This is a genomic window from Streptomyces sp. NA04227 (assembly GCF_013364195.1).
Taxonomy (GTDB): Bacteria; Actinomycetota; Actinomycetes; order Streptomycetales; family Streptomycetaceae; genus Streptomyces.
Genome location: NZ_CP054918.1, coordinates 2749257 through 2773134 on the forward strand (window position 1 = coordinate 2749257; position 23878 = coordinate 2773134).

A 23878-nucleotide genomic window follows, 5' to 3' on the forward strand; every position below is an offset into this window, starting at 1 on the left:
GGACGACGCCGGAAGGACGGGGTTACCGACCGGTTCGCCTCGGACCGGGCAGCGTTGTGGTCGAGGACGTCAACGGGCGCAGGTGGTGCTCAAAATGTCGCGCACGGCGTCCATCCAGACAGCCATTTCTGTACGGGACTCCGCGGCAAGGGCCCTGCTCCGGGCGCGCGCTGCGGCGCTAGCCTGCGCGCGCTGGCTGCCGTCCGGATATAGCTCGCGGATTGCGTCCGCCCACAGGGCCGTGTCGGCACGGTCGATGAACCGCGCCGCGTCCCCGAGGGCTTCACGGAGCCCGGGGGTGGGGTGGGCGATGACGGGGATTCCGGACGCAAGGGCCTCCACTGCGGCCATGCCGAAACTCTCGTAGATGCTCGGCACGAGCAGGACGCGGGTGCGGGCCCAGACGTCGCGCCGCATGTCGGACGTCTGCGGGATGATCCGCGTGTTTCTCCGTACGGGGCGGAGGACTTGCGGACCGTGGGCGCCGGTCACTCCCAGAAACGGCAGATGAGGCAGCGCCCGGGCGGCGGCACGCCAGGTGTCCACGCCCTTGTCCCTGTTCAGGTTGACGAGCGCCACATGATCACCGGCCCGGTGCGTGCGGTGCTCTGCGGGCACAACAGGGGGGTGTACGACGAGAGAGCGCACGCGGTCGATCTGCGGGTACCGGGCAGTGAGGGACGCCTGCACCCAATGCGTGTTGTAGACGCACAAGTCAGGGCCAGCCAGCAGGGGTTCAGCGACCAGGTCGAAGTCGCTGTGGGCGAGGAGCACTGACCGGGAGCCGATGTCGCGGGCCAGGTGGACCGCGCGGGTCGCGTAGTCGTGGTGGGAGACGACCAGGTGCGGGCGAGCCGAGCGGATGAACGCTTCAGCGGTCTGCGCACCGACGCTGGCGTACGGCACCCCATCCGTGTGCCACGAGGGGGGCGCCTCGGGCATCGCCGAGCACAGCACCCGTACGGGCACACCGGCGTCGTGGAGTGTCCGCATCATCGTGTGCAGCATCGTCTCCGATCCGGCCCGCCGGTACGGCACGCCGAAGTGCACCCACGCCACAACGTCCGGCTGTCTGGGCGTCGTACTCGCGGGTGCCGGACGTGCGGGTGCCGCCGTGGAGTGCCGGACCGCTGTTGTGGACCGCTTCGCGGGCTGCTGGAGGAGACGGCGGCAGGCCCGTTCGAACGCGGCCAGGCGGGCGGCTGGGTCGAGGTCGTTGGTGTGTTCGCGGGCGCGCGCTGCGGCGGCGGTGTAGGCGTCGGGCGCGTCGAGACGCTGGATCTCCTCCGCCCAGCGGCTGGTGTCGTCGCGGTCGACGTAGGTGGCCGCGGTGCCGAGCGCTTCGCGGATACCGGGGAGGGGCGCAGCGATGACCGGGATGCCCGACAGCATTGCTTCGACGCCGACTCGGCCCCATGACTCTGTCTGCGACGGCATCAGCAGCAGCCGCGTTCGGGCGTAGAGCGAGCGGGGGTCCGTACGGTCGATGACGTTGACGTTGTCCGGGAGCAGTACTCCCTCGTGCCAGGGGGTGCGCACGGCGAGGAACTGCCGGTCGGGCATCCGCTCGGCGACCGCAGCGACGACGTCGGCACCCTTCGCCGCGGTTGTGCCGTTGACCGTGATGAGGCGGCCGGGCTGGGTGCGGTACCGGGCCGGAGTGATCGGAGGCGGCAGTACGAGCGGCCGGACACCGATGTCGGGGTAGTGGTCGCGGCAGGCTTGTGAGGGGAACCAGGCCGTCGACGGCCTGCCGAGGTCGCGGTCGTCCGACAGGCCGTGCACCATCAGCAGGTGCGGTACGCCCGGCGTTTGGGCGACGATCCGTGCGCCCCTTCGGTCCCCGTGGTGGGAGATAAGCACCTGCGGGGCTGATACTCGTGCGGCATGCCGCCACCGCCGCAGAGGCCATACCCGTACTCCGGCCTCGGTGTAAGGCTCCCAGTTGTCCTTCGACGTGGTCACCACGTCCACGATGTGACCGGCGGCGGCGAGTCCGAGTGCGTACTCGCGGGTGGTGATGAACGCGCCTGCGGCCGGTAGCGGGCTCCAGGAGGGCAGGAGTACCAGCACCCGCATGCGGTGGGTTCGGCGCCGCAGAGTCTGACGGTCGTTCATCACCTGTCCATTGGGGGGTGTACGGGGCCGTCTGCGGCCCGGCCCTCGGAAACCAGGCCGCAGACGGGGACAAGGGGCCGCTACGTCGTCGTGCTGTGGGTTGACGTCTGGGGCGGCGTACAGGATGCCGATCGCGCGACCGGAGCTACACGGGGTGGTGGTCAGCCCTCCGAGTGCTTCTGTCGATGGTGGGTGTTACGGCCCCGCTTGGTGGCGAACCGGCGGCTGCATCGGTCGCAGGGAAAGCCGCTGCCCTGGGTGGGTAGAGGTGCCGGCCTTGGGCTGGGCAGAGCGGCGATAACGTCGGACGGCGGCTCGGTGGGCAGCGGCGCCGGGGCAGCGCATCCGGCGGGTGCAGCGATGACGTGGGGTGGCTCCGGTTCGGCCGTGTGCTGTTCGGCTGCGTGCTCGGCCAGGCCCTCGGCGGTGGCCACGCCGAGCAGGTCGGAGGGCGGTGGAGCACCGGCGGCGTCGTCCTCGCTCACTGGCCTGTATCGGTAGCCGTCGACCTCGGCGCCGATGAGTACGGATTCGGGCATGTCGGGGAACAGGCGGGCGGGGACCGCGAAGGTGTTGGGCCCGGCCGTGCGGACCTTCGGGCTCTGGGCGACCGCCCACGCCGCGAGCGGCTGCCGCTGCTCGGGCGCAGGGCGCACGTGAATCATCTCGGCAAGCTCTCCTCAGCGGATCTGGACGTTGACCGCGCACACGGTGCACGTCGTACCGACGACGAAGGTGCGCTCGATCAGCACGCGGCGGTCGTTCGTGCGGATGTTCACGGACGGGCCGGGCCGGTCGGGGGTAGTCACGGACGGGCCGCGGCGGATGACGAGCGGGCCGGTGATGTAGAGCCAAGCCGTACCTGGGTCGGCGGGGGTTCCGCCGGGCCCGGTGTTCTCCGCCGAGTAACCGGCGCCGATCACCACGCAGTTGCCAGCCAGCGTGCTCAGTGCGCCCGTCGCCGGGTTCTCAAGCGCGAGGTCGCAACAGCCGAGCAAGGCGGCGGCCGAGGCCGGGATGTGGATGACGCCGACACCGCCGTACGACTCCGCGAGGCAGCCCTCCAGCGCGGCGACGCCCTGAGAGACGGTCAGCGGCCCGCCGTCGGGTGTGAGGTCGATGGCGTAGCGGGTCAGCTTCCTCCGCCAGAACGCGGCCTCAAGCGCCTTCTGTTCACCGAGGGCAAGAGTCGCTTCGGCGTGTTCGCGGGCCTCTTCGTACGACCAGCCGATCGTCGAGCACTCGGCACCCGCGTACAGCGTGATCGGCTCGGCGTACTCGGTCTCGGGGCGGCAGAACTGCTTGGAGCCCGGAGACTCGTCCCCCGGCGATTCATCGCCTGGTGACTCGTCTCCTGGCGACTCGTCCAGGCACGGGTCCGTCCAGGACCGGACGGGGCAGCAGCCGAGCGCCAGCCACTCGACCCCGAGCAGCTCGTGCTCGTCAGCGACGTCACGCACGTCCGTACACGGGGTGGTGAGGATGCCGTGTGGCAAGGGCGTCCCGTCGATCGCTTCGACCTGCTTCCGCAGTCCTGCGGCCACGTGCTCAGCTCCTTCGGTATGGGGCGGTGGGCCGGCGCCACCCGAAGCACCGGCCCACCGCGGTCTGGGTGCTGGACGTCAGGAGGCGTCGCAGACCATGAGCGACTGTGCTCCGGTCTCACCGGTCGGGCAGACGGGCACGGTGACGGCGCGGGTGTCCACTGAGCGATCCACGAGGGCGACGCATTCCTCTGCGAAAAGTGCGGTGTAGTCGTTCGTGGAGAACTTCGTGCTGTCGTGGACGACGCCGAGGTTGACCTCTTCGCCACGGCCGATCTGGAGCTGACCGGAGGGGTACATGAGGAACGTGACCTCGTCCGGCCATTCCACAGCGGCGGCCGGCCCGCCGATGTCGGCGGGGACGGCCGGGGTGAGGCCGCGGGCCCACTGCACCATCACGCCGAGCGGCGTGAACATGTCCTGCACCATCTGCGGATCGACCTGATCGGTCGTCACGCCGTTGCGGCGTGCGAGGTCGGCCAGGAAGAGGTTCCGGGACCACCACGGGAACACGACCTCGATGGCCGTGCTCTCGCACAGGCTGTGACGCTCGATCATGTCGGCGGCCTGGAGGGCGACCGCTGCGTACACGGCGGACAGGGCGCCCATCGTCGGCGGGAGGGCGACGGGCGTTGCGCCGGCGAGCGCCTGCTGGAACAGGGCCTGCCTGATCCTGATCTCGTGCGCGACCATGGTGTTCCTGAGGTACCAGGCGACCAGCTCCGGGAAGTGGCGCTGCGTCAGGATGCCCGCCTCAAGGCACACGCCGACGGCGTCACATCGGACCTCGACCGGGTCCGGGCAAGGGATCTTGAAGCAGGGCTTCGTCGCGCCGGAGATGTCGTCGGCTTCAGTGTGGATCCACGTCATCGAGGCGACGTCGAGGCTCGGGGTCTTGTAGTAGCGCAGTCCACCACGGGCGAGCTGGATCTCGGGGGCGTCCCACAGCATGTCAGGGCACGCCACATCGAGCAGGTCGTAAACCGTCTCGGAGGGCGCGCACCAGCCGCCGGACGCGATGAGGTCCTGCTGCGGCAGTCGCCGCTGGTTCGCCGCCTGGATGGCCACGGTGGTGCCCTCCGGCGCGCTGCTGGAGTCCGTGACGATCAAGTCGTGGGTGTACGGGTGCCGGTAGGAGATGACCTGCCCGACGCCTCCACCGGCGGTCTTGAGCGCGTTGGCGCGAGAGATGATCCCGGCGGTGATGTCGCCGAAGTCGAGCGCGGCGCCCGGAGTGTAGCCGGGCACGTCGACCGCCGCGGTGATGCTGGTGGTCGGCGCGGGGGGTTCGGGCAGTACGCGCGGCTGGCGGCGCCGCACACCGGACAGGTTCAGGGCCGGCCGCTGCGCGATGGCGGCGCTGACCGTCTTCACCTGCTCCGGCTCGGGCTCCGGCTCGGCCGCCGCGGTGGCGGTGTCGTCGGCGGGCTCCTCGTCGGCGGGCTCCTCGGGCTGAGCATCGCCGCCCCTCACCTGCGCGGCGAGCGAGTCGATCTCCGCAGCGGCCTTCTCGGCCGCCTTTCGGCGTGCGGCCTGCTCGGTGCGGATACCGTCGACCGTCGTGGCGAGGGACCGAAGGGACTCAAGGTCCTTGGTCGTGACGCTGGTGGACTGCGACTTGGCGTCGAACGCTGCCACGGCGCCCTCAAGCGCTTCGTTCAGCTCGTCGTCCGACAGTGCGGTGACGTCTTCGGGGATCTCGAACTCAGCCATGAAAGCCGGGCCTCCGGTGTCGCTTCGTGGAGTGCCCGGCCCAGAACCAGCGGCTTTGCGGGGCGGCCCGGCAATGGCCGGACGGCCGCCCCGCATCAGTTTAGCCCGAACCGTTCACGCTGCTCGGGCATGTGTCAAGCCGCGCTGTCAGGCGCGGTTGACGGTCTTCGTCGTCGTGCTCGTCGTCCTGGCGGTGGTGTTCGCCGAGGCGCTGGTGGTGCTGTCGCCCGGCTTGGCCTTCGGCCTCACGGACGAGCCTTTGTAGCGCTTCGATACTGCGTTCGCGGTCGGCTGTGACCCGGAAGTGAACACGACCTTCCCGGCCTCGGTGACAACCTCGAACTGTTCGCGCTTCCCCTTGCAGGCACAGGGCATCAGACGGCTCCTTCCTTCTCGACGTGCCCGGCGGCGATCTCCTCGCGGGCCGGGGCGATAACAGATGCGGCGAGCCGGGCCGCCTCGTCGCGGGCGGCTTCCTCGCGCTGCTCCTGGCGGCGGTCCATCGCGGTCAGGAGCGCGTCGACGAACGGGACGCTGGACAGCAGTGACCTGGCGACCTGGTCAACGTCGCCGCTCGCCGCCGGGCGGTGCCCGGACATGTCCGGGCCGGTGTCCGGACGCTGCCCGGCGATGCCAGGAGTCGTGCGTGCGGACATGTCCGGAACGGTGTCCGAGGTGTCCAGGACAGCGGCGGCGGCCGACGCCGCGAGGGCAAGGTTCGAGCGCTCGGCGACCGCGGTTGCGAGCAGTGGCGAGGAGTGGCCGGGGACGGGCACGGACAGCACGGCACGGAGCTGCCACCGGCCGCCGCGCTGCTTCATGTGGTAGCTCGGCTGGCACGCCGCAAACACGTTCCGATCCCACTCGGACAGCCAGGGGGCGGCGGCGCCGCTGAACCACATGCCCCTGCTGTTCATGCCGACCGTGATGATCGCGGCGACGGTTCGGGTGTCGTCGAACTGGCAGGCAGCCGACTCGCATTCGGCCCCGTCCCTGTGATGCGGAGCGTTCATGGTGAACGCCCCGGCCTTGACCATCCTGCCGTTGTCGAGCTTGAACCTGGCCCGCAGGAAATGCGTCGTGTCGATGCGTCCCAGAGACTCGATCGTCAGGTTCTTCCCGGGGTACCCGGCGTGCGGCTCACCGGCCTGCGCGACCCAGCCGTAGACCCGCCCGTTCGCGTAGTGCACCCCACCCGAACCAGGGGGCAGTTCCTCGGCGGTGGGCTCACGGAACCAGGCGGCGGGCATCGGATCGGCCTCACGCATCGCGGACCAGGCCGACGCCTCCAGCTCGCTAATCGACGCCATCGCCTCGTCGCCGTTGTCGCCGTTGCCGTCGCCGTCGTCACCGATCCACGGCGGCACGATCGACGGGTCGTCGTACGCCTTCGCGATCCGCTCGTACAGCGTCTCGACTCGGCCGCGTACGGCCTCGCGGTCGTCCTCAGGCAGGTCAACACCGCCCCGGCCGCCCTGGAGCACAGCAGCGATCGCGTACACCCCTGCCGGGATGACCTCCAGGTGGTCGTCGACGACATCGGCGAACGGCAGCTTGTACGCGGCTGCCGTCGCCGGGTCGGCGTCGTCGTCGCGGTACAGGAACCCCGAGGCGAGCTTGTCGGCGTCGACCTCGTCTCCGTCGGTCGCCCACGCCAGGATCGCCTTCTGCGCGGCGGGGCCGTCCCACTTCCGGTCAGGGTCGGCGTGCACCGGCAGTTCGAGGTCACCGGACACCGACGCGGCCAGCTCGGCGCCCTCGTTGGCGGGGCCGATATACAGGCCGCGCGCCAGACGCACGAGCCGCCCCGCCTTCACCGCCCGCGCGAGGTGCCCGCGCGCGGTCTCCATGCGGATACCGAGTGCCTTAGCGACCTCGCGCGCACCGACCGGCACAGGGGCTGCCTTCACGTAGTTCACGATCCGCAGGTGCGCCGCAGACGGCCCGGACCCGGCGGCCAGCGCGTACTCGCCGTCGTCGGCCGGTGCTTCGGCCGGTAGGTCGTCGAGGACGATGCGAGCCTGGGCGTACGCGGGCATCGCGACGAGGGTCGCGCCACGCAGCCGCGCCCGGGTCACCCGCAGCAGCAGATCTCCGCTGTGCTCGGAGTGCAGGACAACCCCGTCCGGGCTGTCCGGGTCACCAGCCCCGGCGGTGAGGATGCCTGCCGGGCCGAGCGCAGCCCGTACTGCGGCCGCCGGTACCCGACCGTTGCGGCCAGTGATCAGCTGCGTGCCAGTCGCAGTGCGGGAGAGCGCGGCACCGGAGGCGGTCCACTGGGCGGTCGCCGTCGCGGTGATCGACCACGACCCGTCGTCGAGGCGGAGGAACGACGCGGACGGCAGCGACGCGGCGAACAGCACGACCTCGTCGTCTGGCTCGTCGACTCGTTCACTGCTGTTGTCGACGAACTCCACCGAGACATCGTCGAGGTCGACCGAGACGCCCAGTGGTGCCTTCTCTTCGAGCAACATCAGGGCGTCGGCACCGGCCGGTCGCCCCGGGTAGATGACGCCGGTTCCGGTGATGCGGTCGCCGTCTCGGCCGATGGTCTGGATGGACCCGGCCAGCTCGGCGCCTTCGTGGCCCATCAGCATCTCGTCGGCGTGCTGGAGCGGCCACGGCCCCGCGCCGTCCCAGTACAGGCTGTTGGGACGGAACACGCGGCCGTCGCCGGTCTGCTGGTTTTCGAAGGCGAGGGCGGTGTCATCGGGTGTGGACCAGGGGCGCGCCGCGGGGCCCTGCCCGGTCTCTTGGTCGTCCATGGGGTCCTCCTTGTCCTGGTCGAGTGGGATGTCGGTGTGCTCTCCAGCGAAGGCGACGCGCAAGCGGTCGAAGCGGACCGGGCCGAGGCGTTCGTTCATCGCCGACAGCAGGGCGGGGCTGCGCGAGTAGGCAGCGCACACGTGGGGCTGCCACGGCGAGTGCTGGGCGGGCAGCTCGGGCTGCCGGTGCATGCCCTCCAGGGCGTACGACGCGGCCTGCCGGGCGGCGTCGAGGCCAGGGCCGTCCACTTCCCGGTCGTCGCCGACGGACCACACCCAACAGGGGTCGTCGCCATCCGCGTTCCACTGGTTCGCGCCGAATGCCCGCCCTGCGAAGGCTTCCAGGTCGGCGCTGATGGAGCGGAGCCGGTCGACGAGGTCGGAGCGGTGCTCCTCGTCCCAGTCGGCGGCCTCGCCCAGATAGACCAGCGTCAGGTGCAGCTCGCGGGCGGGTTCGGCGCCGGGTGCGGCGAGCGCGAGACGTTCGGCGTCCTCTTCGGTCGGTACCAGGGCGATCATGGCGCCCGTCTGCGCCCCGGCGGCGGCGGTCACGTCTGGCATCACGCGGTTCTCCCTTGGGATTGAAACTCCGGCCGGTGAGGCGCCTTGAGATTCCAAGGCGGCTGTCTGCTGCTCGGGGGCGATACCGAGGCGGCATCGGCAGTTCACGACAAGGGAAGCCGGGGCAGTCGGGTCGCCGGGGGCCTGCATCTGTACGCCGCCGACGGTGAACGTCTCATCGAGGAGGCGGAGTTGCCCGTCCACCTGATCGTGGGAGTCGCGTACGCGGACGTTGTTCCGGGTGATCCACTGCTTGACCAGTGCCCGGCCCGGGCCGGTGGTGGCGCGGGCGGCTTCCAGCGTCGCGGTGTTCCAGGCGCGGGTCGCTTCGGTCGCAGCGACGCGGTGTTCTCGGCCGGGACCGAGCTGCGCACGGTCGCGGGCGAAGGCGTCGCGGAGGCGGGCGCGGAGCTGGTCGATGGTCTCCCCGGCGTCGAGCCCTGCGGCGAGTTCGCGGCGGGTGGCGTCGGCCAGGCGGTCGCCGACGGCGCGCAGCAGGTGCTCGGTCGTCTCGGCGTACTGGCCAAGCCCGTCGGGCAGGGTGCCGTTGTCGTACCGGCCGGGCAGATCGTCCCAGCCGTCGGGGAGTTCGGCGTCGGCATCTTCGGCTGCCGCGGTGGCAGCGGTTTCGGCGAGCCTCAGCAGGCGCCGCACGAGGCCGGTCACGTGGCTGTGCCACATGCGGGCGATGCGGCCGACGGAGAACCGTGCGGCGACAAGTTCGGTGGCGTCAGCGAGGGCGTCGGCGAACTCGTCGGCGGTCGCAGTGAGTGCGGCGGCCACCGCCTTGGCGAAGTCGCGCTCTGCGGCGTCGAGTTGCGCGTTGCGGTCAGGCACGGTTGATCCTCCTCACCGGTAGCGGGCTGTCGGGGTCGTCGCAGATTTCGCACCACGTCCAGATGCCGACGGTGGCGACACCGCCGGGGCTGAGCAGCAGCAGCGGTGTGGTGATCTGCGTCCACGCCTTGCAGTCCGCGCACCAGCCCGTCACCAAAGTTCCGGCGTGCAGGGACAAGTCCCCGCCGGTTGGGGCCTGTAGCGGCAGCTGAGGGCCGCGGGGCCCGGTCACTGGGCGCCGCCGACACACGAGGTGAGGACGGTCGACACCAGCCGGTATTCGTGCTCGATGCCGGCCGCGATCAGCTCCCGGGCGTAGTTGTCGAGCGACGCGGTCAGGCACTCGACGTCGAGGCCGTAGCGGATGGCGATCTCGGGGGCGCGGGACCAGGCGCCATCGAGGAGCCGCCACTGTTCGACCTGCGTGGGCTCGACCGGGAGCAGCGTGTGCAGGCGGGCTGAGTCGACGTCGCGGGCCTTCGCGCGCTCACTGCGGGGGCAGGCGGGCGTCTTCCGCAGCTTCTCCCCGGCGGCGGTCAGCGCGCACCAGATCAGACCGTCCGCGGCGGCGAGGAGCCCGTCACTGGCGCCAACCGTGGCCGAGGCGGGCAGGGTGTCCGGCTCTGCCTCCGTCTCGTCGACGGGCAAGTCGGGCCCGCCGGGCGCCTCCTCGGTGTCGTCGGCGTTCTCGTCCTGGTCGTCGTTGTTGGTCTGCTGCTCGGCTTCGGTGGGGGCGTCGCTGTCGTCGAAGCCGGTCTCGCGGCGGAGGGCGTCGGCGGAGATAGCGCGTCGGTCGAAGACCTGCAACGCGGTCTCCGACCTGTTCGTACGGACGCGGAGTGGGCTGGTGTCGTACCAGACGAGCCAGCGGTGCCAATCCGGATCGCCTTCGGATTCGAGAATGGGGCGGAGCCACTGCTGCGTGAGGGCGTAGGAGACCGTCCGCAGCTTCGGTTCGATGCCCAGGCGGATCGCCTCGGAGGTGAGTGCCCAGGCGCCCCAGTGGTTCACGTCGCCGAGTCCGAGCAGGATCTCGGCGGGGATCTCAAGGCCGGTCGCGAAGCGTCGCACGGCCTCTTCCCGCAGCTTGAGCGCGAGTTCGTCAAACTGCGACTCGAAGGTGATGTGCTTGAACTCGGCGATGGTGTCCGGCGGCAGCTCCAGCACGATCGGCACCGTCGCGGCGGCGCTCTCGGGGTCGCGGATCGCGGTTTCGGCGATCGTCATGAAAATCTCGATCAGGTCGTCCTCGCCTGATCCCTGCTGCTGTGACGACGGGAACCGTGTGCCCTTGGGGACGAGGAGCAGTCCCCGGCCGGTGATCCTGCTGCGGGCGATGGCCTTCACAGCGGCGTTGAGGAGGAGCAGTTCCTCCAGAAGCTCCAGCGACGACCTGACCGGGCTGTCGGCGTCGATGGACCGCTCGGGGTCCGGCTCCCACACGCGGAGCGCCACCGGCCCGTCGGGGTCCATCGTGTCGGGGTCGCCCTCGGGGATCGGGACGTCTTCGCCGTCGATCTCCGCTGTGAGCTTGCCTTGCTGCTGGCGGACCTCGCGTACGGACAGGACACGCCAGTCGTGGCCGTCTTCCGGCGCGTACGGCGAGAGGACTTCGGCGTTGGGGCGAATGACGATCCAGCCCTCGCCGGGCACGGTCAGGTGTTTCCCGAACTGACCGAGCATCTTGGCCTGTCCGTCGGCGCCTCCGGCGATCTGGTCGACGATCTCGGCTGCGCGGTGGCCGGCCGGGGCCGGGTCGATCGAGCCGTCATCGTCCCGCCTGCCCGCGTAGAGGCGGGCGCCGGACATGGCGTTGCCGATCCACGAGGCGGCGAACCGCACTTCGGGGACCTGGTGGTACATGTCGTAGGCGCGGTGCTGCCATGACTGGTCGCCGGAGCCTTTCCCTCGGATCTTCCTGGAGGTGTAGCGGGATGCGGCGGCGACGATCTCCTTACGCGGCATCAGCCGTCAGCCTTCCGCTCGTCGTCCCAGCGGTTGAGGAGGACGGCGGCTCCGGCGACGGCCAGCCACTCGACGCCGTGCACGAGGACCGGGGCGTCCGGCCAGGCGTCGTTCACCAGCAGCCAGGTCGCGAGGAGCGCGCCAGAGATCCACCAACCCATGCAGTAGACGCAGGAGATCAGCGTCACGACGAACGCGCGCACCTTGGCTTCGGGCTGGGCCTCGTGCCAGGCGAAGATCCGGTCACGAAGCGGATCGAGGATCGTGTCATGGACCGCGAGCTGCGTGCCGCGGTACCCGGCCAGGGCCAGGAGGGCGAGTTCGGGGAGTTGGAGCACTGCCGCCCCCTATGCGGAGATCATCCGGGCAACGTCAGCGGGTGATGATAGACCACCTCGCAGACCCTCCCCCGGCGTAATTTCCGCAGGCCAGACCGCATTTTTAGATCACGCTGGAGGTGTATCGGCCCCCGGCGGGCGGAAGGCGGGGCAGCGGGGGCAAGGTCAGAACAGGGCCCACGCATCCTCAGCCTGACCGCGCTGCGGTGTCTCGTCATCGGAGACATCGTCAAGTTCGAGCTGATGAGCGGGCGGCGGCAGCTCGACGACGTTTAGGGAGCCGGGACACGACACCAGTGGCCCGTCCGGGGAGCGCAAAGCCCCGGGGTCGTCGTGCCGCCACAAGCGGCCCATGGAGAGACGACCGGCGACCGGTCCTGCCGCGGTGGGTCGGCCGCAGCTCGGGCACAGGACACGGGGCAGCTTCATGGTGCCCAGTGTGGCGCGCCCAGACAGCGGACGTACGCACTTCCCGGCCACAGCGGTCAGCCTGGATTGGCAGCCAACCTGCTACTGCTGGAGGTTGCAGGCTCGCGTGCTCGTCTCGTCGAGTACCGAGGCAGTCGGCGGCCACCAGGCTGCCCCTGACCACGGTTCGCGCCCCTTCGTCCATACTCGTTGGCCGCCGCAGCGAGGACGGCAGGCGGCTCGTATGCTCCAGGGGTGTATGAGTTCCCGCAAGACCTGGTCGAAGCGTCCCGCACCTGCCGGAAGCTGACCGCCCGCATTGACGAGCTCCCATACCGGGCAGTCACACTCGCCGACGGGACGCCGGTGGAGCGGCGCCGCCCAGCAATCGACTACGACCAGGCGCTTGAGGACGAGTTGGCCGAGCTGCGCCGCGAACGGCTCGCCGCAGCGGTGGACGTGGTCACGCACACGTTCTGGGTGTCGGTGGACGCCGGGGACCGGACTACCGCGCGAACCGCGCTCCACGAGGCTGTTCGAAGCTGAGCCGAAATTCCCCTCCCTGTCTGCGGACCTTCTGTGACGATCGATCGCAAGTCGTCAGGCTCAGGGGGTAGTTCGTTGATCACGCTCGGCGTAGTGGGCGGTGATCGCCCCCTCGATGCGTGAGCATATGGCTTTCGCGCGTTCGTCGGCGGCTCGCTACGGTCGTCGCCATGGGCGAAGGGCGATGGCAAAAGCGAGGCGGGAAAGTCCTCTACGAAGGCGGGCCACAAAACCGGATCCGGCTCACTGTCGACACCGCAGTCCGGCCGGACGGGGCCACGGTGGATTATCCGTACGTCGCGGCGCCGGACTCGGTGCGTGTGCTGGCGGTGCATCAGGGGCAGGTTGCGGCGGTGACCCAGCACCACTACCTCCACGACGCGCAGATCACTGACCTGCCCGGAGGTTACGTCGACGAGGGGGAAGATCCGGCCGCTGCCGCCCTCCGGGAGCTGGAGGAGGAGACCGGTCTCCGGGCTGCCTGGCTGCACCCGCTTGGCGCGGTGGCTACTGCTCGTGCGACCAGCGCCGAGAAAGCTCACCTCTTCCTCGCGTACGGCTGTACCGAGGGGCCCGTCTCGCTGGATGCGGGCGAGTCAGTGCGTTGCTCGTGGCTGACGTGGCCAGACTTGACCGAGATTGATCTCGCAATACCGGTCGCGCTACCTCAACCCTTGGCTGACGCGGCATCGTTGGCCGCGATCGAGAGGGCACGGGCGCTGCTGCGGGCTGTGGGCGGAGACCTTCCAGCCGCCCGAGACGACCTCCCTAGCGCTGCTTCGGCGGCGTCTACGGTGGCTGCGCTCCGCTGCCCGTTCGCGGACGACCGCCTCAGCCTGGTCTGGATGGACCTGGCGGTGGGCCGGACTGCGGAGGGTGCCGCGATCCTGGCTGAGCTAAAAGGGGCGTATGACGGGCCGCGGGCGGACGGTGCGTGGCAGCACGCGGCCGACCGGTTCTCGGATCTGGCGCGGCGTTCGTAAGCCTGCCGCTGATCACACCGAGGAGTATCGCCGCCCACCATCTCGGCCAGCGTCTTGCGCAGTCACGTCGATACGTCATCGCGGCAGTGTCGCATCGGTCACTTGCTGATGCGGCGGCCGTACAGCCCGGCGGAGGACGGTGTTTGCCGCCCGGCGGTGGGCTGCGGGGCGGTTGGGAGCGGGGCGTGGACGATCGCGCCGCGGTTCGCCTCGGGGATCAGGCCGTACACGAGGATGCACGAGGCGTCGATCCGGCCCGGTGAGTCCGGGTCGGTCGGCTGCCAGGTCGCCCACTCGTTCTCCAGATCGGCGAACGCGCCGCGAAGGCGCACCCGGTCCTGGACCATCTGTTGCGCCACGGGCTCGGCCCTGAGCAGCTTGCCTTGCTTGGCGCGCACGGGGTCGATCAGCGGCATCAGGTGGCTCTCGGGAATGGCGCCTTCGCGTTGGAGCGTTTCCCACGACGTCTCCAGGGCGAGGACGGCCATGTCTCTGCCGAAGTTCCACTCGACGTAGATGATCGCCGCGTTCGTCTCATAGGCGAGCAGGCAGGCTGTCTTGGACCACTCGGCCGACGACATGGGCGCCGATCGGTCGTGGGTGATCCAGACGCGCTTGTCGTCGCCGAGGAAGCCACTGACGACGCCGGCGGTGTCCCGGCCGCCGCCCGAGGGATCGATCGCGACGGCGATCTTCTGCGGCTCGACCTTCGTGGACCCGTCCCGGATGAGCCGCAGCAGGTCGCGTGATACCAGCGCGCCTTCGGACGGCTGCGGGTCGCCCTGCGCCATGGCGTGCCAGTCCCGGACGCTGGACGTCTTCTTGACGTCCGCCCACCACGCCAGGAGCTGCTTCCGCTGCCTTGTGGGGATCTTCGGGTGCGGCAGCGGCTCCCCGTCCTGGCGGCCGAGCGGGTCGGGGCCGAACTTGCTGGGGTTGGCGATGGCGGGCAGGTGGACGACCGCCCACCGGCCGCCGTCCTCCAGGCGGCCTTCATCCTCCAGGCGCCGGCCGGAGAAGTCGTCGGGGTGCCAGCGGGTCTGGATCGCCACCACGGCGTTCCGGTCCGGCTGCAACCGCTTGAGTGCGGCCGAGCTCCACCAGTCGTGGACTTGCTCCCGCAGCCGGGCCGACTCGGCTTCGCTGCGGTCCTTGTGCGGGTCGTCGACGACGAGGAGGTTCACCGGGAAGCCGGTGAGGCCCGAGCCAATTGACACGCTGCGGACGCCGCCGCCCTTCGTGGTGTCGTAGTCCTGCGCGGCCGACGAGCCTGCGAGGAGCGCCAGGTCGTACTCGCCGCCGTGCTCGGCGATGTACCGGCGAATCGCCTTGCCTCGCCGCATCGCCAGGTCGTCGCTGTAGGACGTGACGGCGACACGGTCCTCGGGGTGGAGGCACAGCCACCAGAACGGAAACCATTCGGCGACCGTCGTGCTCTTGCCGACCTGGCTCGGCGTGAACACCATCAACCGGTCGTAGTCGCCGCGCTCCAGGCCCACCAGGGCCTCGCTGATGACCCGCAGGTGCGGGCGCATCCGGAACGAACCATCGAGGCCCCGGGCAAGGGTGACCGGGTCACGCAGGAGGTCCTGCCCGATCGCTCGCTCGGCGGCCTGGAGCCGCTGATACACCTCGGCGTCCTCCAGATGCTCAAGGCCGGTGGCGTTTATCACCGCGGTCATGGGGTCTCGCTCTCGTCATCGTCGTCGGCGGGGCCGTCTTCCTCATCGTCGCCGTCGACCGCGCGGACGCGGCGGGACACCGACGCCGCGAGGCCAGCCAGGCGTACCCGCCGCTGCTCCGGCGGCATCTGCGCGAACTCGGCGAGCTGCACCGCGAGCGGGTTCCCGCCGGTGCCGGTGACCGCGATCGTCGCCGCCGGGTCACCGAAGAGGACGCGCCGGTGCCGCATGGCCACGTCCAGGAGCCGGATGAAATCGCCGACGGACATCGACCCGGCGTCGAGGGTGCCGAGGCGTTGCGCCAACTTGCCCACCGCCGCGCCCAAGATCCGTGCGTCGGTCTCGGCCGCCTTGCGCCGCTCCTCGACCCAGCCGGCCTCGTACAGCCGGTCCAGGTGTCGGTCCCACGAGTCGGCGCGCTCGCGCCACCGGTAGGTCGCCGCCGCCTTCCGGACCGTCACCGGGTGAAGCTGTAGCCCCTCCGCAGCCTTCTGTAGGGTCCGCGTGCGCCCGAGATCGCGGTAGGTGACGAACTGGCCGTGCTTGCGGGCAGTCTCGTCGGGTTGCTGCTCCCAGGGGTCCAGGGTTGGACTGAGGCTGATGGGGGGCTTGTTGGCGCTCACGGTGGCCTACGCAGGGGTGTCGAGGTACTGGTTGGCCCACAGCTCCAGTGCCTTGTACCGGTGCTCTGCGGGGACATCGCCACGGGCTACAGCCTGCTGGAGGGCTTTCTCGACGATCGCGGCGGACTTCGTGGGCATCGCGTCGGTGTGGAACAGGGTGAGGAGCGGGGCCATGCCGTGATGCTTGGGCTCCCCCGTGTCCCGGTCGAACCAGGCGTCGACGAGTTCGGCGGCGTGGTCCTTGAAGCTCTCCAGGATGAGGCCGAAGGCGGTGGCGACGTTGGTGACGTCGCTGCTCTTGGAGGCGAGGTCGAGGGCAGCCATGGTCTGGTCGTACTGGCGGAGAGCGGCGACCCAGACGGCGTCGGATGAGGAGGCGAGGCCGAGGGCGTCGCGGATGACGTCCTGGGCGTCCTTGAGGTCGTCGGGGAGGAACACGATCGCGAGGGTCTGGAAGCTCAGGTTGGCCTCGCCGAGGCTGGGGCTGTCGAGGTCGGCGAGGAGTTCCAGGGTGGCGTCGTCGAGTCCAGCGTACTGGCGGAGGTCGAGGTCTTCGATCTTCTCGTAGAGGGTCTTGAGGATCGCCAGATCGTCTTCCCCGGCGATCGAGTTGTGCGAGAGCTGGATGGCGAGGCGCTGCGACTCGGTGAGCAGGTCGGAGGTCTCTAGCCAGGTGATCTCTTCGATTCCGGCCTCGATGGCGGCCTTCGTGCGGTGGTTACCGGAGAGGACGATCCGCTCGCCGGACCCGATGTCGTGCCAGACGAACGGGGTGGAGGTCAGGGCTTCGTCGCGGCGGACGTTCGCGACGAGCTGCTGATACTGCTCGTGCCGCATGTAGCGCGCGTTCAGGTCGAGGAGCTTCAGCGAGCGGGGGTCGCCGGTGCGGATCTCGGTCTTCACTTCTTCACGTCCTTGCCGTATCGCTTCTTCCACTCGCGCAGGACCTCGGCGAGCGGCTTGCCAGAGAATGCGGCTCCGTACTGGAGCTGGTACTGCTGGGCGTAGTACGAGTCGGTCGGGTCGATGCCCTTCGCCCAGTCCTCCTTGAGGACGTCTTTCTGATCACGCTTCAGGAGGCGGAGCACGCCGCGGTACTTCATCGACACCGGGCGCTTCGTGAAAGCGGTGGTGGCGAGCGACTGGTAGCGGCGATGTCCGTGCCGCCAGGTGAGGAGCTGCGCTTCGCGGCTGATCGCGGCCATGACGATCAGCTTCGACAGCTTGGCGTAGCGGCTGGTGGAGACCGGGAAGTCGGACAGCATGTAGACGGTGGGCTGCTGAGGCAGGTGCGCGCCCCAGTTCCCGAGGGTCGGTGCCCACGAGTACGCGAACACGCCGACCAACTTCCCGTCGACGAGGACTGCGACGCCGAGCGATTCGGAGCCGGGGCGGATGTTGGCGTTCATGTACGCCGAGCGGAGCGCTGCGAACTGGCCTCCGCTGAGGACGGCGAGGCTGATCCTGTCGCCGATCTCCTCGTCGCCGAGGTGAGGGCCGGGCCACGCCTCGGTCTTCTGACGGGGCTCGACCAGGCGCATCGGCCCTGAGTTCGCGTAGACGTAGATCGGGATGCCGCGGTTCGTCGTCCTGGTCCGGCCGCGCAGGAACGGCGCCATCTCGGGGACCTCCTCGTTGGTGCCGAGGAGCCAGTGGTCCCGGTCGGTGATCCGTTGGATCAGGTACTCAAGCTCGGGGTCCTCCATGATCGTGAACTCGGGCGGCGTCCACTCGAACATCTCCTCCAGCTTGGCGAAGTCGCGGACGAACGCCGCGCCGGCGCCGTGGAACGGCGGGTAGGACACGACGCCAGCGCCAGGCGGGATCTTGTCGACCCAGGTCAGGGCGTCCTCGGCGCTGTAGGAGGCAAGCTTGAGGACTTCGGCCGCTGCGGTGACCTTCGCGACGGTCTTGGCGTGCAGGTCGGGCCACTGCTGCTCGTATGCCTTGCGCATCTTCGACCAGTAGACGTGCGATTCGTTCTTGCCCATGAGCGGGGCGAGGCGCGTGCACAGCAGCATCGTGGCGAGCTGTTCGGCCGGGGTGTCGTGGCGCTCCAGCGCCCACGGGAACTCGGCCTCGGCGGTTGGGGTGAAGACGAGCGGCATCGGGTCGTCGGCGAGGTACCGGCCGATTGCGGTCGAGTACATGAGCACGTCGCAGGAGTGGAGGTCTTTCCCCAGCGACGCGAGGGTCTTCTCGACGGTGAAGTTCCCGCAGCACACGTTGTAGACGTCGGTCACGTCGGTCCACAGGGAGACGTGCTCTCGGACGATTCGGCACATGTCGCTGGGGATCGAGCCGTGGAACATGGCTGGCTCCCTGGTGGTTCTGGCGGGGCCGGGCGGTGCATCCGGCCGGGCGGGGATGGTAGCCGACCAGTGACGGACCGTGTCCGCGTCGCCGCAGGCCAAGGAGGGCCTAACAACGGGGAAGCCCCCCGGCTGCGGAGGGCTTCCTCTTCTGGAGCGCCGGCCAGGATTCGCACCTGGACCTCCCGCCCGGAAGGCGGATGTGCTGCTGTTGCTACCACCGGCGCACTACGGTCGGCCGCGCCGCTGCTCAGGACGGCCGATCGCAGAGAGGGATGATACACACACTCTCAGCAATCACATCTGCGCGCGGTGGAGGGCTGCAATCGCGGGCTGCACCTAGGCCCGGCTACGCCCGTCGGGCGGCGCCACCGCGTTCCCTCTTTCCGCCAGCACGGAATCCGTGCATCGACTGCCCTTCGCGGCGGGCCGCCCGGGATGCTGACTCCCGACTCAACGCCTCGCCGCGCGAGTTCAGCAGGAGTGGACCTGCGTCGCGTCCAGCCATGGCGGCGCGGACCAGATCGTCCGCCTTGCCGGAGAGCGGGACCGCGCGCTGCCCCGGCCGCGAATATCCTCCGCAGTGGCGGTCTTCCCCTCGGGGTCGATGTCGCGGACGTCGAGGGAGAGGGCTTCGGCCAGCCGGAGTTCGCTCTCCCACATCAACGCCCACAGTGCCCGGTGCGCGGCAGGGATCGACTCGTCGGCGATGAGGCGCCGGTACTCTTCGGGGCTCACCTCAAGTTGCGGAAGGTCGGTGCGGTGCCCCTTGCCGGGCATGCACTGGCGGGCGGCCTCGGCGGCAGCCCTGTCGTACCTCATGGCTCCGGTGTCGGGGTCGCGGTCGATCGCATCGACGGGGGCGAGGACACGGCGCGCGGCGGCGGCGCTCAGGCCCCAGCGCTGGGCGCATTCTCGGACAGTGGTCAACTCCATGAATCCGCGACCTAGACACAGGGTGTGCAGAGGTCAAGCGTTATCCACGGGGGTGGGGTGGCCTCGAAGAACGCGGCACAAGCGGCGCAGAGGGGGCTTCTGGGCGGGGCTGTAGCCGCTCGATCGAGCAGCGTGGAGGAGGGAAGGCTGCCCGATCAGTAGCCCCGGAGACGCGCAGAAGGGGCCCTGACGGGCGTGTGCCGTCAGGGCCCCTTCGGGGCTATCGCAGTTCAGGCCACGAACAGCGTTCCCTGTTCGGCGACTTGCCGTACGGCACGAATGGGTGCCCTGTGGTGGTCGAGGTACGGGGTGAAGTCGGGGCTGTAGCCCATCGTGGGCTCCGATCTGGACGTTCGGGTGAAGAGAAGGAAAGCGTCGGGGCCGTAGGGGCTGTGTGTGCGCCCTGTACGGCCCCGGACCGGCGGCGGCTGGTCAGGCGCCGACGGGTTCGATGGCGTCGGCGGCGCAGTCCGGGCACTGCTGCCGGTAGGTACACGGCCTGTGCGCGCCGCGGCGACCGTTGCAGTGCACGCAGTTGCCGGGGTGGTGGGCGTGGCCTGCCAATAGGTTCAGCGCCTCGCTGAGGGTCGAGGCACCGAGGACACGGATACCGTCGACCTCGCGGGCCTCGGGCACGTTCGCGTCCGGGACTAGGACGACCGGGGCTCCGGCGTCGGCAGCGGCCCGCACCAGGTCGCGAATGTCGCGGACCGACCGCAGCTTGCCATCCAGGCCGAGTTCCCCGATCAGCACGAGCCCGGCCAGCGCCGAAGCGGCGAGTTGCCCGGTCGCGGCGAGCACCGCGCACGCGAAAGCCAGGTCAAGGCTGCTGCCACCGGGCTCGTCGCCGAGCGCGACGACGCCCACCGTGACATTCGACTGGTTCCAGGTCAGGCCGCTGTTCACCATCCCTGCGCGCACTCGGTCGCGAGTCTCGATGCGGTTCCGCTCGCGCACCCCGAACACGTTGAAGTTCGGCACGCCCGGGGTGCTGGTGCCCTCCAGCCGGTACACGGTGGCCCCGGCGACGGCGAGCGCTTCGGCGCTGCCGTACGGCTCGATGGCCGGGGCGGCGTCGCCGAGGGGGCCGTACGCCTCCATGTTGCTGTCCGGGCTCAGCCCGTAGTTGTCGACGCCGCTGCGCTCGCGCAGGTGGGCAACGTGCTGGTCGACGGCCGCGCGGGCGCTGGCGGCCCACATGGTGGTGACCTCGCCGAAGGCGTCCATGGCCTCGACGCCGATCTCTTCGAGTGCGATGGCGCACTTCGTGGCGTCGGTCGGCGCGGGGGCGACGTCCCACAGGGTGTAGCTGCTGCCTTGGTCCTGGCCGACGATGATGTACTCGCGGGTCTCGCTCATGGCGTTGCCCTTCCGGCTGGTCACTGGGCGTCGGTGAGGTCGAAGTGCGCGCCGAGCGCTTCGATCTGCTCGGTCTGGGTGCGGCTGAGGGCGTCGCCGGGGTCGCCGCAGGTGCGGTACAGGTCGACGGCGGAGCGCAGGACACCGAGGACGCCAAGGACGTCGAGGGGTTCGAGCACGGACACGGGACCGGCCAGCGTCGTCTCGGGCGTAACCAACTCGCGCTGGACGTCGACTAGGTCGCGGCAGCGGAAGATGCGGAGGCCGTAGGCCAACTCGCCGATGCTCGACTCTTCCTCCCGGACGTAACGGACGATTGTCCAATCCGGAGAGCGCCCAGCGGCCATGCGGAAGATGGCCTGGGCCGTGGGGTGGTCCTCGCCGAACATGGCGGCGGGGTCGTCCTCGTCGTTCCAGACGTCGAGAACTTCCCGCCATTCGCCGTCGATCAGGGCGGTGTCGGTGTCTTCAAGGTCGGCCGCGCGGACCGAGTCGGCGGTCCAGGTGGATCGGGTCGGGGTGCTCACGCGTTCCTCCAGTGATCTGAATGGGCGGTACGGTGGGCTCCACGTGCCGAATCGGGTTGTGAAGCCCCGCGGTTGGCGCGGCGGCCGACGGATTCCCAAGGCATTTATGCCCCGTCGGCCGCTTTGCTGTTGTTGAAGGTGGTACACACCCATTCTTCCCCAAGTTTACTTTGGAAAACCAGGTTGGGGAAGAAAGTTGCAGGTCAGGCGGTCAGGGCCAGGGAGAGCGGGCCACGCCCCTCGGCGAACCGGGACAGCTCCTCGCCGGTGATCGCCTCGACCAATGCGCAGTACAGGTTCTCGGCGACGCCCGGGGTGACCGCGTTGCCGAGCTGGCGCACCTGATGCCGCTTCGAGCCCATGATCTTGTAGCCCGGCCGGAAGGCCATCGCCCGTGCGATCTCGTGGGGCTGCAACATCCTGAACAGGACGTCGTCGATGTTGAACTCGCCCTTCACCAGGGCGTATCGGTCGCGGGTCGGCAGAGCGCCGATCGGCTCGCTGAGTTCCCGGGCCCGGCCGTTGCCGTAGTACGGGACCAGCAGATGGTCAGGCGCGGCCACCAGACCGTGATGGTTACCGCCAGCCGACACTGTGTGGAGCGGGGCGCTGACGTGCCGGGCTTTCTCCTTGTCGCCGCCGCCGCGCATGGGGATCACGAAGGGCGGCAGATGAGCGAGGGCGGTCTCCAGGCGGGCCGTCTGGGTGCGCAGCGGGTCGCCCAAACTCATGGGCTTCTTGCCGTCGCGTCCCTCACAGGGGACCAGGAAGGGCGGGACCACGACGCCGTCGGTCTCGACTGTTGTGCGGGTCGACATCGGCCGGTCGAGGGTGACAGCCTTGTCCCGCCAGGTACCGCCGGTCGGAACGAGGAGCGGGCCGGGGGCGGCCTGCGGGGCGTCATCCACGTCTCCGAACAGCGTTTCCTGTCCGTCGTTCGCCTGCGCTCCCCAGCCCCAGAACTGGGCGAACCCGGCACGGGTCCGCGCGATCGTGGCCGGGGCCAACCCCTCGGGGCACTCTTCCGTCTTCGGGCGGTCGCCGATCGGCGTCCCGGGTAGCGACCAGTCGATCGCGGCAGCCGCAGGGAGCACCATGGGCTCAACGACTGCGCGGCAGGCCTTGCGGGGGCACCTGTAGTCGTAGCTCTGGCGATACCTGCCCATGTCCTTGCCCGGCTTGCGGAAGACCTGGACGGCCTCAACCTTCTCGTCGCAGTCGAAGCAGAAAGCCGCCGGGCGCAGGATCCACTTGTCCCACTGGGGCGTGCGGCCGATGCTCCTGTGGATGTAGGCGACGTACAGCCGGTCTCGGCTCTGCGGGATGTGGTCGAGGCTGCGCGGGTCGACGTGCATTGAGTTGATCGCGAAGACCCACGTGGCGTAGTTCATCTTGTCGAACTCGGCCATCCAGCGGTCCCAGTCGTCCCAGTCGCGGCAGTCGATGACGTTCTCGACAACACCCGCCTTGACCAGGCCGCCTCGGGCGATCACACCGCGCAGGTACATGGGGACTTCTTCCATGAGGGCGCGCGAGCGCTCCTCTGCCGCCCGCCGCTCCTTGTCGCTCTTGAACTCGGGCTCGTCGAAGTCAATCTGACCCTGGAGCGTCTTGTCGAAGTCGCGCTTCACGCCCCGCGCCGCCGACCACTTGGGGCACTCCGGGCTGGCCCAGAAGATGTCGCACACCGGCCAGCGTTCGACGGGGGCCCGGCGAATGTCACCCTTCCAGACCTCGCAACGCGGGTTGTTCCACGCGTGCGTCGCGAGGGCCACGTCCCAGTGGTTCGCGGCCCTGGTGACCTGGACGTTGGGGACGGCGTCCGCGCCCTGCGTGTCGCCGCCAGCTCCGCAGAACCAACTCATGACGGTGAGTTCGCTGCCGTCGTGCTTGTAGGCGCGGGCCGGTCTGCCTGCGGCCCATGCCTGGGTGGTGGAGTCGATATAGGGCACGGTGAAGCTCCTCGTGAAGCTAGGCGGTTGGCGGCCGGGCGAGCGGGGATTCCCGCCCCCTGCTCACACGGCCGGAGTGGTGAAGGTGGAACCAGTCCCATTCTCCCCCAAGTCAACTTTGGGTATTCGAGTTTCCAAAGTAAAGTTGGCAAAAGAATGGAAGATAATCCCAGGTCAGCGTGATCACGGCAGGGAGAGCGCTGCGGCCTTGCCTAGGTCCAGCCGCCATACCCGAGTACCGTCACGGTCGGGTAGGCGCTCACTGATCGGCTCCCACACCTCGCGGTTGGTGTCGTCGAGGTACGACGTCCACTCGTTCATGTCGAGGACCGCATTCATTCCTTCGGTCTGGCCGAGGTCGTCGACGAACGTGCGGCGCTCGCCGGCCGCCATCCAGTACGCGCCGGTCGCGAACAGTGACCCGCTCCAGGTCTCGGTGAACTCGGCCCATGCGGCATCGAACGGGGCGTCGTGGTCGCAGCCGGTCAGGATGTCGCGGACCGTCGCGGCGGCTACGACAGTCATGGCGCGACCGGCTCGCTGCTGCGCTGCGTACAGCTCGCGGATCGCCTTGTCTACGGCCCGGGACAGCTCGCGGCCGTCAGGCAGCGGGTAGGCGCGGTTCTGGGAGCCGTGGGTGGCCACGTGGCGTCCTCGTTTCGTCCGGGTGGATGAAGGGGGTGCGGCCCCGGGGCGGGCACGTGGCCCG

General features: G+C 69.6%; 20 protein-coding genes and 1 tRNA gene. 2 read left to right on the forward strand and 19 right to left on the reverse strand.

The genetic code is table 11. From position 1 onward, the window contains the following. Positions 1 to 69: 69 nt before the first annotated feature. The 9 genes from HUT18_RS11545 to HUT18_RS11585 all read right to left on the reverse strand — a co-directional run bounded on the left by HUT18_RS11545 (position 70) and on the right by HUT18_RS11585 (position 11841). Positions 70 to 2118 (reverse strand): glycosyltransferase family 4 protein, encoded by a 2049-nt coding sequence (locus HUT18_RS11545; protein ID WP_176100153.1) that lies wholly within the window; start codon positions 2116 to 2118, stop codon positions 70 to 72. A 161-nt stretch (positions 2119 to 2279) separates the two neighbouring features. Beyond that, entirely contained in the window at positions 2280 to 2783 is a 504-nt protein-coding gene (locus tag HUT18_RS11550; protein WP_176100155.1) for a hypothetical protein, read from the reverse strand. 15 nt (positions 2784 to 2798) lie between these two features. After that, positions 2799 to 3662: a cupin gene (locus tag HUT18_RS11555; protein ID WP_176100157.1), complete on the reverse strand. Its 864-nt coding sequence runs from the start codon at positions 3660 to 3662 to the stop codon at positions 2799 to 2801. Positions 3663 to 3740: 78 nt separating this feature from the next. Next, positions 3741 to 5375, reverse strand: a complete 1635-nt coding sequence (locus HUT18_RS11560) for a major capsid protein (RefSeq protein ID WP_176100158.1) — start codon at positions 5373 to 5375, stop codon at positions 3741 to 3743. Positions 5376 to 5522: 147 nt separating this feature from the next. Continuing rightward, positions 5523 to 5750 carry a hypothetical protein gene (locus tag HUT18_RS11565; protein WP_176100160.1) on the reverse strand — a complete coding sequence of 76 codons (228 nt, stop codon included), beginning with the start codon at positions 5748 to 5750 and terminating at the stop codon, positions 5523 to 5525. After that, positions 5750 to 9538: a phage minor head protein gene (locus HUT18_RS11570; protein WP_176100161.1), complete on the reverse strand. Its 3789-nt coding sequence runs from the start codon at positions 9536 to 9538 to the stop codon at positions 5750 to 5752. Before HUT18_RS11570 ends, HUT18_RS11565 begins: the two co-directional genes overlap by 1 nt. Beyond that, entirely contained in the window at positions 9531 to 9692 is a 162-nt protein-coding gene (locus tag HUT18_RS11575) for a hypothetical protein (protein WP_176100163.1), read from the reverse strand. The genes HUT18_RS11570 and HUT18_RS11575 overlap by 8 nt, the downstream gene beginning before the upstream one ends. A gap of 74 nt (positions 9693 to 9766) precedes the next feature. After that, entirely contained in the window at positions 9767 to 11503 is a 1737-nt protein-coding gene (locus HUT18_RS11580) for a hypothetical protein (protein ID WP_176100165.1), read from the reverse strand. Beyond that, positions 11503 to 11841 carry a DUF1360 domain-containing protein gene (locus HUT18_RS11585; protein ID WP_176100167.1) on the reverse strand — a complete coding sequence of 113 codons (339 nt, stop codon included), beginning with the start codon at positions 11839 to 11841 and terminating at the stop codon, positions 11503 to 11505. Before HUT18_RS11585 ends, HUT18_RS11580 begins: the two co-directional genes overlap by 1 nt. Positions 11842 to 12504: 663 nt before the next feature. On the opposite strand from HUT18_RS11585, the gene HUT18_RS11590 reads away from it, so the two are divergent. Together HUT18_RS11590 and HUT18_RS11595 are read left to right on the forward strand one after the other, a co-directional pair. Continuing rightward, the gene (locus HUT18_RS11590) at positions 12505 to 12795 is read left to right on the forward strand and encodes a hypothetical protein (RefSeq protein ID WP_176100169.1); all 291 of its coding nucleotides are present in this window, start codon (positions 12505 to 12507) and stop codon (positions 12793 to 12795) included. A 170-nt stretch (positions 12796 to 12965) separates the two neighbouring features. Further along, positions 12966 to 13778 (forward strand): NUDIX domain-containing protein, encoded by an 813-nt coding sequence (locus HUT18_RS11595; RefSeq protein WP_176100171.1) that lies wholly within the window; start codon positions 12966 to 12968, stop codon positions 13776 to 13778. A gap of 98 nt (positions 13779 to 13876) precedes the next feature. On the opposite strand, the gene HUT18_RS11600 is transcribed toward HUT18_RS11595, so the two are convergent. The 10 genes from HUT18_RS11600 to HUT18_RS11645 all read right to left on the reverse strand — a co-directional run bounded on the left by HUT18_RS11600 (position 13877) and on the right by HUT18_RS11645 (position 23814). Next, positions 13877 to 15460, reverse strand: coding sequence for a hypothetical protein (locus HUT18_RS11600; RefSeq protein ID WP_176100173.1), 1584 nt, complete (start codon positions 15458 to 15460; stop codon positions 13877 to 13879). Beyond that, complete coding sequence (locus tag HUT18_RS11605) at positions 15457 to 16083, reverse strand: hypothetical protein (protein ID WP_176100175.1); 627 nt, start codon at positions 16081 to 16083, stop codon at positions 15457 to 15459. The genes HUT18_RS11600 and HUT18_RS11605 overlap by 4 nt, the downstream gene beginning before the upstream one ends. A 6-nt stretch (positions 16084 to 16089) precedes the next feature. Further along, complete coding sequence (locus tag HUT18_RS11610) at positions 16090 to 16986, reverse strand: hypothetical protein (RefSeq protein ID WP_176100177.1); 897 nt, start codon at positions 16984 to 16986, stop codon at positions 16090 to 16092. After that, positions 16983 to 18395: a hypothetical protein gene (locus tag HUT18_RS11615; RefSeq protein WP_176100178.1), complete on the reverse strand. Its 1413-nt coding sequence runs from the start codon at positions 18393 to 18395 to the stop codon at positions 16983 to 16985. Before HUT18_RS11615 ends, HUT18_RS11610 begins: the two co-directional genes overlap by 4 nt. Before the next feature lie 152 nt (positions 18396 to 18547). Continuing rightward, positions 18548 to 18622: transfer RNA gene (locus HUT18_RS11620), tRNA-Gly, on the reverse strand. A 247-nt stretch (positions 18623 to 18869) separates the two neighbouring features. Next, on the reverse strand, positions 18870 to 19331 hold the full coding sequence (locus tag HUT18_RS11625) for a site-specific integrase (RefSeq protein WP_176100180.1): 462 nt from the start codon (positions 19329 to 19331) through the stop codon (positions 18870 to 18872). A 432-nt stretch (positions 19332 to 19763) separates the two neighbouring features. Continuing rightward, entirely contained in the window at positions 19764 to 20690 is a 927-nt protein-coding gene (locus HUT18_RS11630) for an ATP-binding protein (protein ID WP_176100182.1), read from the reverse strand. 20 nt (positions 20691 to 20710) lie between these two features. Next, entirely contained in the window at positions 20711 to 21217 is a 507-nt protein-coding gene (locus HUT18_RS11635) for a hypothetical protein (protein ID WP_176100184.1), read from the reverse strand. 203 nt (positions 21218 to 21420) lie between these two features. Then, the gene (locus HUT18_RS11640; RefSeq protein WP_254878537.1) at positions 21421 to 23169 is read right to left on the reverse strand and encodes a DNA cytosine methyltransferase; all 1749 of its coding nucleotides are present in this window, start codon (positions 23167 to 23169) and stop codon (positions 21421 to 21423) included. 183 nt (positions 23170 to 23352) lie between these two features. Further along, on the reverse strand, positions 23353 to 23814 hold the full coding sequence (locus HUT18_RS11645; RefSeq protein WP_176100186.1) for a hypothetical protein: 462 nt from the start codon (positions 23812 to 23814) through the stop codon (positions 23353 to 23355). Between the last annotated feature and the right edge of the window lie 64 nt (positions 23815 to 23878).

Bases quoted from the DNA above. Each gene is read 5' to 3' on its own strand.
- HUT18_RS11560 (WP_176100158.1), bottom strand. From the start codon at position 5,375: ATGGCTGAGTTCGAGATCCCCGAAGACGTCACCGCACTGTCGGACGAC.
- HUT18_RS11565 (WP_176100160.1), bottom strand. From the start codon at position 5,750: ATGCCCTGTGCCTGCAAGGGGAAGCGCGAACAGTTCGAGGTTGTCACC.
- HUT18_RS11595 (WP_176100171.1), top strand. From the start codon at position 12,966: ATGGGCGAAGGGCGATGGCAAAAGCGAGGCGGGAAAGTCCTCTACGAA.
- HUT18_RS11550 (WP_176100155.1), bottom strand. From the start codon at position 2,783: ATGATTCACGTGCGCCCTGCGCCCGAGCAGCGGCAGCCGCTCGCGGCG.
- HUT18_RS11625 (WP_176100180.1), bottom strand. From the start codon at position 19,331: ATGGAGTTGACCACTGTCCGAGAATGCGCCCAGCGCTGGGGCCTGAGC.
- HUT18_RS11630 (WP_176100182.1), bottom strand. From the start codon at position 20,690: ATGAGCGAGACCCGCGAGTACATCATCGTCGGCCAGGACCAAGGCAGC.
- HUT18_RS11600 (WP_176100173.1), bottom strand. From the start codon at position 15,460: ATGACCGCGGTGATAAACGCCACCGGCCTTGAGCATCTGGAGGACGCC.
- HUT18_RS11545 (WP_176100153.1), bottom strand. From the start codon at position 2,118: ATGAACGACCGTCAGACTCTGCGGCGCCGAACCCACCGCATGCGGGTG.
- HUT18_RS11580 (WP_176100165.1), bottom strand. From the start codon at position 11,503: ATGCCGCGTAAGGAGATCGTCGCCGCCGCATCCCGCTACACCTCCAGG.
- HUT18_RS11615 (WP_176100178.1), bottom strand. From the start codon at position 18,395: ATGTTCCACGGCTCGATCCCCAGCGACATGTGCCGAATCGTCCGAGAG.